Source organism: Frigoribacterium sp. PhB118, from assembly GCF_003751725.1.
Taxonomy (GTDB): domain Bacteria; phylum Actinomycetota; class Actinomycetes; order Actinomycetales; family Microbacteriaceae; genus Frigoribacterium.
Map to the genome: position 1 here is coordinate 19,037 of NZ_RKID01000010.1, position 9,214 is coordinate 28,250.

9 protein-coding genes are annotated in these 9,214 nt (G+C 66.1%); 8 read left to right on the top strand and 1 reads right to left on the bottom strand.

Annotated features, from left to right (window positions below; all coding sequences use genetic code 11):
- The first annotated feature begins 29 nt into the window (after positions 1-29).
- The 8 genes from EDF21_RS16395 to EDF21_RS16430 are packed head-to-tail and all read left to right on the top strand — an operon-like array spanning position 30 to position 7,989.
- Positions 30-380: an NADH-quinone oxidoreductase subunit A gene (locus tag EDF21_RS16395; protein ID WP_123519939.1), complete on the top strand. Its 351-nt coding sequence runs from the start codon at positions 30-32 to the stop codon at positions 378-380.
- Positions 371-1,435 carry a hypothetical protein gene (locus EDF21_RS16400; protein ID WP_148053749.1) on the top strand — a complete coding sequence of 355 codons (1,065 nt, stop codon included), beginning with the start codon at positions 371-373 and terminating at the stop codon, positions 1,433-1,435. The genes EDF21_RS16395 and EDF21_RS16400 overlap by 10 nt, the downstream gene beginning before the upstream one ends.
- Complete coding sequence (locus EDF21_RS16405) at positions 1,428-2,357, top strand: NADH-quinone oxidoreductase subunit H (RefSeq protein ID WP_123572130.1); 930 nt, start codon at positions 1,428-1,430, stop codon at positions 2,355-2,357. Before EDF21_RS16400 ends, EDF21_RS16405 begins: the two co-directional genes overlap by 8 nt.
- Entirely contained in the window at positions 2,357-2,923 is a 567-nt protein-coding gene (locus tag EDF21_RS16410) for an NADH-quinone oxidoreductase subunit J (RefSeq protein WP_223269463.1), read from the top strand. Before EDF21_RS16405 ends, EDF21_RS16410 begins: the two co-directional genes overlap by 1 nt.
- Positions 2,920-3,222, top strand: a complete 303-nt coding sequence (nuoK, locus tag EDF21_RS16415) for an NADH-quinone oxidoreductase subunit NuoK (protein ID WP_123519942.1) — start codon at positions 2,920-2,922, stop codon at positions 3,220-3,222. The genes EDF21_RS16410 and nuoK overlap by 4 nt, the downstream gene beginning before the upstream one ends.
- Positions 3,219-5,123 (top strand): proton-conducting transporter membrane subunit, encoded by a 1,905-nt coding sequence (locus EDF21_RS16420; RefSeq protein ID WP_123519943.1) that lies wholly within the window; start codon positions 3,219-3,221, stop codon positions 5,121-5,123. The genes nuoK and EDF21_RS16420 overlap by 4 nt, the downstream gene beginning before the upstream one ends.
- Positions 5,120-6,607, top strand: coding sequence for a NuoM family protein (locus EDF21_RS16425; RefSeq protein ID WP_223269464.1), 1,488 nt, complete (start codon positions 5,120-5,122; stop codon positions 6,605-6,607). Before EDF21_RS16420 ends, EDF21_RS16425 begins: the two co-directional genes overlap by 4 nt.
- Before the next feature lie 8 nt (positions 6,608-6,615).
- Positions 6,616-7,989 (top strand): NADH-quinone oxidoreductase subunit N, encoded by a 1,374-nt coding sequence (locus tag EDF21_RS16430; protein WP_123519970.1) that lies wholly within the window; start codon positions 6,616-6,618, stop codon positions 7,987-7,989.
- Between the two features lie 51 nt (positions 7,990-8,040).
- On the opposite strand, the gene EDF21_RS16435 is transcribed toward EDF21_RS16430, so the two are convergent.
- The gene (locus EDF21_RS16435; protein ID WP_233568562.1) at positions 8,041-8,547 is read right to left on the bottom strand and encodes a DUF305 domain-containing protein; all 507 of its coding nucleotides are present in this window, start codon (positions 8,545-8,547) and stop codon (positions 8,041-8,043) included.
- Positions 8,548-9,214 lie beyond the last annotated feature (667 nt).

Here is a 9,214-nt window from a genome sequence, read left to right on the forward strand (position 1 = left end):
GGTATGCCCGTCGGGGAAGGAGATCCTGAATGTCCGCATACGTCACCATTGGCATCGTGCTCGGCGTCGGGCTGCTCGGCATCGCCGCCCTGGTGCTGGTGTCACGAGCAATGACGGTCGCTCCGGTTCGCAAAGGTGTGCTGCCGTTCGGGTCAGGGTGGGACCTCCAGGAACATGCACTCTCGCGATTCCACACCCGCTGGTACCCGATGACGCTGGTGTTCCTTGCCTTCGACGTGGAAATGCTGTTCATGTACCCGTGGGCGGTCGTGGTCGCGCAGATGGGTGCAGAAGCAGTCATCGAGATGTTCGTCTTCCTCGGGGTCCTTGTGGCAGGGGTGGTTTGGGCCTGGCGGGAAGGCGCCTTCCGATGGGTGTGACCGAGGACCGTCGCCGCCCGCTGCATGTGCTTCTCGTCGAGGTGCCCGGCAACGGCCTGGTTCGGATCGAGTGTGAAGCCACGGCTGCCGCCGCAGGCCACATCCTCGCCGTCCACCCGGCGGAGAGCGACGTCCTCCTCGTCTGCGGAACACCCGGACCAGAGCTGCAGACCCTCCTCGACCGCGTATGGGATCAGATGCCCTACCCGAAGCACCGAGCCACGCTCACCCGACCCGACGAGATCGCCACCGTCCTCGGGGCCGCGCAGGATGCGCTTGCAAACCGACCCGCACAGCGATCCGCCGCACGCGAGGACCAGGACACGATCCATCATGCTGACGAATCGATGCACCACGACGACATGACAGCGGACGGGCACGACCACACGTCGATGGATCACATGTCGATGAGTGGTCCAGGCGGCTACCCGCTCGCCGATGGTGCCGATGACCGGGACGGGTTGGAGATGGACGTACTCCACCGGAGGCTCGGCCCGATCCTGCCGGCCTGGCCCGCTGGTGTGGTCCTGGATGTGACGCTTGCCGGCGACACCATCACCGGCGCTTCCGCCTCGATGATCGACGTCGACGATTACCAGCACGCGGAGCCGCAGAACGTGGCGGCCATCGCACTCGATCAGGCTGCCCAGGTGCTGGCCGTTGCCGGGTGGGATGCCGCTGCAGCTCGGACACTCCGCGTGCGAGATCTTGCCGTGACCGGCCGCCGCGATCAGGCGCGAAAGCGCCTTCTCCCGCTGCGCCGCCGGGTCGAACGATCCCTGCTGCTCCGCTGGTCCCTGAACGGACTCCAGGTCAGGCCTGGCGTCGACGTCCGCACCGTTCTCTTGGCCCGCTTGGAGCGAGCAACCGTCTCGCTCAATGCGGCTCAATTCGAACCGGAGCCGTCAACGACGGCGGATGAGATTCCGGCACTAATAGAAGGGCGCGACATCGGCAGCGCCCGCCTCATCGTCGCAGCACTCACCGTGCACCCCGGCCGTCGCACCGACATCACCGAACAGGCCGGCACGACGAGACACCCCCACCATGGTTGATATCGAAAGCACCCTTTGGGCTCTCGTTCTGCCCGCCGTCGTCGTCGTGCTCGCCATCACGGCTGCCAGCGGCAACGCCGTTCTGGTGGCACGGGACCGCGGGACACCGGTGAGCGCTGCGGTCTTGTCCCCGTTCCATGAAACCCACCGGCTTCTGCGCCAGCAGCGCCGTTCCGTGCTCGGCGCGGACACCCTCCTGTGGCGGATCGGTGGGTCCGGGCTCATCGTCGCCGCGTTCCTCGCCGCCCTCGCCGTCCCGGTCGGAAACCTCACGCCGCTGGACGTGCCGGTCGGCGTCGTGTGGTTCAACGCCGTGGACGTCACCCTCTGGGCATTGTGGTGGCTCCTCGGCTGGGGCAGCAACAGTGTGCATCCGCTGATCGGCGGCTACCGGTTCCTGGCGCAGGCGCTGGCGTACGAAATCCCGCTGATGTTCGCCCTGACCGCACCCGCGATCGGGGCGCAGAGCCTCCGGCTGACAGACGTGGTCTCGGCGCAGGAACCGATCTGGTTCGCGGTCACCATGCCGGTCGCGTTCGTTGTCTACTGCGCCTCCGTCACCGCATTCTCCGCGTGGGGTCCGTTCGCCCTCCCTGCCGGTACGGACATCGCCGGCGGTGTCCTCGGAGAACTTTCCGGCGTTGACCGGCTGCTCGTCCTCGCCGGCAGGTGGTGCCTGCTCGTCGCAGGCGCCGCGTTCGCCGTCCCGATGTTCCTCGGCGGCGGCGCCGGTCCGCTGCTCCCGCCCGCACTGTGGGTGCTGGTGAAAACGTGTGCGTTGCTCGCCGTGTTCTTGCTGCTCGGACGTGCGATGCCCGCAGTGCGGCCGCAGCGGCTCGCAGAAATCGGATGGGTCGTCGTGTTGCCGCTGGTGCTGCTGCAGCTGCTGGTCACCTCGGTGCTGGCCGTGACGGGAAATTGATGACCGTGATGGCAACGATCGTGTTCTGGGTCGCGGCAGTGGTCGCGGTGGTCGCCGCAGCCGCGGTGTTCCGGGTTGATTCGATGGCACGCGCCACGTACGCCCTGGCGGTGTCGTTCATCGCCGTGGGCGCAGCCGTTCTGGTGCTACACCTGGACTTCATCGGCGTCGTGACGATCCTGATGATGGTGATGGAGATGGCCGTCATGGCCGTGTTCATGGTCTCCTACATGGGTATGAACCCGGCGCTGATGCCGATGGATATGACCCACAGCAAACGACCCGCAGCGATGATCGCGGTCGCGGTGTTCGTCGGCCTCGCCGCAGCCGCGCTCCTCATCCCATGGCCTGACCGCGCCGGTTCGCCGGGGGCGGACACCACCCAAGCGCTCGGAGAAGCGATCATGGGCTCAAAGATGCTGGTGATGCTGACGATCAGCCCGATCCTGTTCGCCACGATCGTCGCAGCCCTGGTCCTTGCAAACCCCAGGGGCCGATACGACCGACGCGGCGACGAACTCCGGGACCAACCCTCGGATCCGGAACCCGGAGGGATCGGACGATGACCCTGGAATTGGTCCTGTTGGTTGTTGCCGCACTGTTCGCCATCGGGCTGTACGGGGCGATCTCGCAGCAGGTGGTCGTGATGGTGATGATGGGTATCGAGGTGATGGTGAACGCCGTCATCCTCGCCGCCGCCGCGTTCTGGTGGTATCTCTCACCAACGGTCGACGGGCAGGTGCTGCTGCTGGTGATCATCGCAGCGATGACAATCGAAATGGCGATGGGCTTCGCCGTCGCCACCATCCTGCACCGCTCCCGGAACTCCGACATGACCGACTCGGCAACGGATCTCACCCAGTGAGCGCCGCGCTGATTACCGCCGTCATCCTGCCCGCCCTTGTCGGGGCAGGACTGTCGACTGCTGGACGCCTGGCCGAACGGATCGCGGTCCCCATCAGCCTCGCCACGGCCGCTGTGACCGCAGTTTTCGCAACCATCGCGGCGGCCACCCGTGCGGAGGTAACCGGCGGGGTGCCAGCTCTTCTCGCACCCCCCGGCCCGGATCTTCGCGTCGATGCGCTGGCCGCGGTCGTCTTGCCAACCGTGGCGTGGGTCGCGTTCCTCGTGCTTGTGTTCGCGACCGCGGACCGGACGCGTCCTGCTGCCCGGTTCCATGGGCTGATGTTGCTCTTCCTCGCCGCCGTCGTGGTTACCGTGACCGCGACCGGGCTGCCGCTGCTGCTCGCCGCCTGGGAGGTGATGGGCGCCACCTCCTACGCCCTCATCGGGTTCCGCTGGCAAGACCGGAACCGCGTCGACGGCGGACTCATCGCGTTCACCGTCACCCGTGCCGGGGACCTTGGCATGTACCTCGCCGCCGGCGCAGTCATCGCCGGTGGCGGCACCTGGTCGCTCACCGCTCTGCAATCGCTGCCGGGCCCGTGGGTACACGTTGCGGCCGCGGGGCTGCTTGTTGCCGGCTTAGGGAAGGCGGCGCAGCTGCCGTTCTCGTTCTGGATCTCCCGTGCCATGGAGGGCCCGAGCGCCGTGAGCGCGCTGCTGCACTCCGCGGCCATGGTCGCCATGGGCGGGTATCTCCTGCTCCGCGTCGAACCGCTTTTGAGCGTGACCAATTGGGCAGGCCCGACGGCGGCGTGGGTGGGCGCTACGACCGCGATCGTGCTCGGCTTCATCGCGCTGTCGCAACGGGACCTGAAGCAGGTGCTTGCCGCATCAACGGCATCTCAGCTGGGGTTCGTCGTCCTCGCCGCCGGTGTCGGCTCGGTCAGCGGCGGAACCGCGCAGCTCATCACGCACGCCGCCACGAAAGCGCTGCTGTTCCTCACCGCAGGCGCGTGGCTCACGGCTACCGGGACGAAACAGTTCACCGGTCTCCGCGGCATCGCCGCCCGCTGGCCCGCGATCGGTGTCCTCGCGACTGTCGGTGCGCTGTCGCTGGCTGGTCTGCCGCCACTGTCACTCTGGTACGCCAAGGACGTCGTCCTCGCCGCCGCACTGGAGGAACAGCCCTGGTTGTACGCGGCGGGCCTGGCCGGGGCGGCACTTGCGGCGGCCTACTCTGCCCGGATCATCGGGCTGCTGTGGCGACGTGCAGGAACACCGGAAGCATCCTGGGACGACGAGGAACACGGCACCCGGCGGGTGCCCCGTCTCGTGGTCGTCCCGATGGTGGTACTCGCCGTCGCTGCAGCCGGACTTGCGCTCCTCGGCACGCCGCTGCTGCATCCGCTGCTCGACCCGTTGTCCGGGCCTGCGGTGTCGTGGCCGGAGCTCGCCGCGTCGGCGGCGATCGCGGTCGTCGTGGTCCTGCTGGTCCTGTGGCGCACACCAACAGTCCGCATCGGGATGCACTGGTTCGGGCTAGAGCGGGCAGCCGTCACGGTCATCGCAGCGCCGACCCTGAGACTCGCTGCAGTCCTTGCGCGGCTGGATGACCGATACGGTACGGCCCTCGACCGGTCGGGACGTGCGCTCGAGAGCACCGCACGCGTCGCACAAGCAATGGATGACCTCTATGGCACGGCCCTTGATCGGTCGGGACGTGCACTCGAGAGCACCGCACGCGCCGCACGCGTGCTCGATGAGCGCGGACCCGCCGCAGTGACGGGGCAGCTCGGCTCCGCTGTCGCGGTACTCGGTCGTCTGGCGCGGCGCCCGCAAACCGGCCAGGTGCACCACTACTACATCGGCGCGACTCTAACCGTCGCCGCCGCCGCCATCCTGCTCTTAGTCGTGAGGTGATCGTGCTCAGTCTGATCGTGTTTCTTCCCGTCACCGTCGCGGCGGTCCTAGCCCTGACACGGGCGATGTCAGGGCGGGTAGCCGCGTGGGTATGGCTGGCGACGAGCGTGGTGGAGCTCGCTCTGGGAATCCTCGTGGCCCTCCCCGCATCCGATATGCCGGGCCTGCGATGGGAGGAGCGGGTCGAGTGGATGCCGAGTGTCGGCACCAGCTATCACGTCGGCATCGACGGCTTGTCAGCACCGTTGGTGCTCCTGACCGACGTTGTGTTCCTGGCTTGTGCGCTCTGGGCGATCCGGGACACCGATCGGCCCCGTCCGCAGGCTGCGCTCTTCATGTTCCTGCAGACCACCTGCCTCGGGGTGTTCGCCGCGCAGGACCTGCTGGTGTTCTTCGTGTTCTTCGACCTGTCGATCGTGGGCATGTACTTCGTGATCGCGGGCTGGGGGCATGGTGACCATCACCGGTCGGCACTGCGGTTCTTCCTCTACACGTTCCTCGGATCGCTGGCGCTGCTGCTCGGATTCATCGGCCTGTACCTCGGATCGGCGCCGCACACATTCGACATGGTCGAACTCACCCGACACGGTTACACCGGCACACCGCTCGCCGCTGGTGCCGTACTCGCAGCGCTTGTGGTCGGCTTCGCCGTCAAGACCCCCACGGTGCCGTTCCACTCCTGGCTGCCGCCGGCACACACCGACGCACCGTCCATCGGCTCCGTTGTCCTCGCGGGCGTCCTCCTGAAAATGGGCACTTACGGGTTCCTCCGCATCGCGATGCCGATGCTGCCCGACGCCTGGCGATCTTGGTCATGGGTAATCGTCATCGTCGGCATCGTGTCAGTGCTTTATGGGGCACTCGTGGCGCTGGCGCAAACGAACGTGAAGCGGCTGATCGCGTACACCTCGGTCAACCACATGGGCTACGTCGTGCTGGCCGTCGGCGCCGCGGGCGTGACAGGGTCTTCCTCCGCCCAGGCGCAGCAGTTGGCGATCACCGGCGCGACCGTGCAAATGGTGTCGCATGGGCTCATCACCGGGGCGCTGTTCCTCCTAGCGGGCGTCCTGTACAACCGGCGGGACAGCTATGAGATCAGCGACTACAGCGGCCTCGCGAAACCCGCACCACGATTCTCTGGGCTCTTTGCTGTCGCCGCGTTCGCGTCGCTCGGAATCCCCGGCTTCAGCGGGTTTATTGCCGAGTTCCAGATCTTCGCTGGCAGCATCGGCGCAACCGCGGTCGCGGCGATCGCACTGCCAGGGATCTTGATCACCGCCGCCCTGTTCCTCCGCACCGTGCAGAAGATGCTCACCGGCCCGACGGAACGTCTCGCCGAAGGCTTCACCGACACCACCACCCGGGAGACCATGACGATCGGTGCGCTCCTGCTGCTCTCACTGGCCGTCGGCGTGGTTCCAGGACCGCTGCTGCAGCTCATCGCCCCTGCGGCCAGGCAGTTGGCCGCCTTGGTTGGGGGTTAGGCGTGAACATGGACTACGGCGCCCTTCTGCCGGAGATTGTCCTGATGAGCGGCGCGATCGTTGCGCTCCTTGGCGGCAGCTTCCTGCCCCGACGCCGGCAGGCGCTCGTGACCTGGTTCGCGATTGCCGCGGCATGCGGCAGTGCGGTCGCGGCCGCAGTGAGCACAGGATCACCGACCGTCTTTAGTGACAGTTACGCCCTCGACGACGCGACCATGACGATCAGGATTCTCGTTCCGTTGGCGACCGGCGTTGTGATGCTCATCGGACGACGGGAGTCCCAGGGCTCTGCTCGGGAGAGCGAGACCGCGTCGCTACTGCTCCTGGCCGCACTCGGGACTGTCGTCCTCGCCGGCGCAAACGATCTCCTTATCGTGGCGACGGGGTTCCTCTTGGCGACAGTGCCGTTGTACGCGCTGATCGGGCTATCCCGATCTGCGATGGCAGCGGAGGCAACGATGAAGACGTACCTACTGGGTGCGGTATTCGGCGTCGTGATGCTCTTTGGCATCACCGTCCTCGTCGGTGTTGCCGGTGGCAGCACCTACCCCGAGCTGCAGCGTGCGCTCCCACACGTTCCAGCCGCAGCGGTCGCGCTCGGGTTCACTGGGGCCCTTGCGGGGCTGCTATTCAAAGCGGGGGCCGTCCCCGGACACTTCTGGGTCCCAGATGCAGCCGAGGGTTCCGGCATTGGCATCGCCGCGTTTATCACTACCGTCCCGAAGCTCGGCGCCCTGATCGCACTGGCGCGTCTCGTTGGCGTCATGCCCGAGACTCTGAATGCACCGCTACTGATCGGTGTGCTCGCCGCGGCAAGTATGACGCTCGGCACCCTCGCCGCGTTCTGGCAGCGCAGCGCCTCACGGCTACTCGGCTGGTCCACCGTAGGGCAGGTCGGGTTCCTGCTGATGCCCGTCGCTGTGATCGGGGCCGAGCCGTCAGCTCGCCCCGCACTGCTGATATACCTCGTGTTCTACGCCGTGACAAACCTGGCCCTGTTCGCCGCGATCGCCGCCCTCCCGGCCCGGGCGACGATCCCCTCCTGGCGCGGTGCAGCGCGGGAACATCCAGTCATTACCGGTGTCGTCGTAGTCGCCTTGTTGAGTCTCGTGGGCACGCCACCGACCGCGGTTTTCGTAGGAAAACTAGCGGTCTTCACGGCCACCTGGCAGGGCGGGATGCCGTGGCTAGTAGTCATCGCTGCGGTCGTGTCGGTGGCATCGCTGTTCTACGCGCTCCGCTGGGTGTCGACGGCCTTCCAGCGGACGAAGACACCACGGCCGGCCGTTGTCGCTGTTCGGCTGCAGGCAGCTACCGCCGTAGTACTTGGTGCGCTGGTCATCGTCGCGGCCGTCGGCCTCCCTGCCTTCCCTCTGCTGTGACTCGATGACCAGCCGCGACCTCGGCTACATCGATCCTGACTGCTGGGCAATTCAATCCGTTGGGCACTGTCGGTCAGCGGTGTCGTCGTAGGTCGGTGCGGGACGTGCCTGTGCTTCCTCGGCGGTCGCGGCGATGCCGTTGCGTTCGATGTCCTCGATGAGCCAATCCATTTCCCGGATCTCCCGACGCTGCGCCTCACTGATGTCGACTGCGAGTTCACACACGCGAACGTCTTCGATCTGAGCACGTTCCGAGCGTGTGATCGCCAGGGAGTGGTGGGGGATCATCGCGCTCATCCATCCCGTGTCGCCTACAAGGATCTGGCTCCGGTCGAGGGCGACGCCTCCTCCGATCAAGACGACGCTGGTCGCGACGACGGCGATGTTCGCCTTGGTGTTCTTGTACATGTTCAGCATCCAGGCGAGCATCACGAGGCCCATGGTGCCTCCCATCGTGAGGGCCATAAACACGCGACTCTCGCTGAAACGGACATGCGCCCATTCCCAAGAGCCGAGGAACACCGTCCAGTACATGACGACCATGGCGGTGAGGATCATGGCGCCGAATCGGAGGTACTGACGCCCTGGGCCAGCTGCGTGCTGCTGCCCTGCGTCCTTGTGGTTTTGGGAGTCTTCATTCGACATTCGATGGTTCCTTCGCCGTCGTGGTGTGAGATTGCGCACTCCTGCGAACGGCAGGGACTGTGCTGTTCGACCTGCCGCATGCGTGTTGCTTCAGCCCTACCCGTGTGACGGTTCGATGACACGGATCGATTCCGGAAGGAAGGGCCACGGCTCAGATCGGCCCGCCGGGAACGGATGTTCGAAACAGCTTTCAAATCAAACTGGGCGCCGGGAAAAGGTAACGCGCTGCCCGTTAGACGGTGGTTTGTCGGGTGGGCATCTTGGGGTCTAGGGGACGAAGACGCATGCTTTGGGTTCGGCTAGGGGTATCGCTATTTGGATAATCCAGGGTGATTCATGGCCCTAGAACGGGTGGTCGAACGGACGTTCTATTAGGAGAATGTTTTGCAGAGTCTGCACATCACCTAGGTTGCGCAGAGGGCCAGCACTGGCATCGGTCGCATGACCCGCTGTGTAGGGCTGCCCTTTCTGGTGCTGCTCCGACCCGCGGGGTGGTGCGTCTTGCTGCGTTGATCGAAGGAGACCCGCAGTGTCATCTGCTGTTCTACCCAAGCGTCCATCTCGTTCCTGGTTGGGGGCA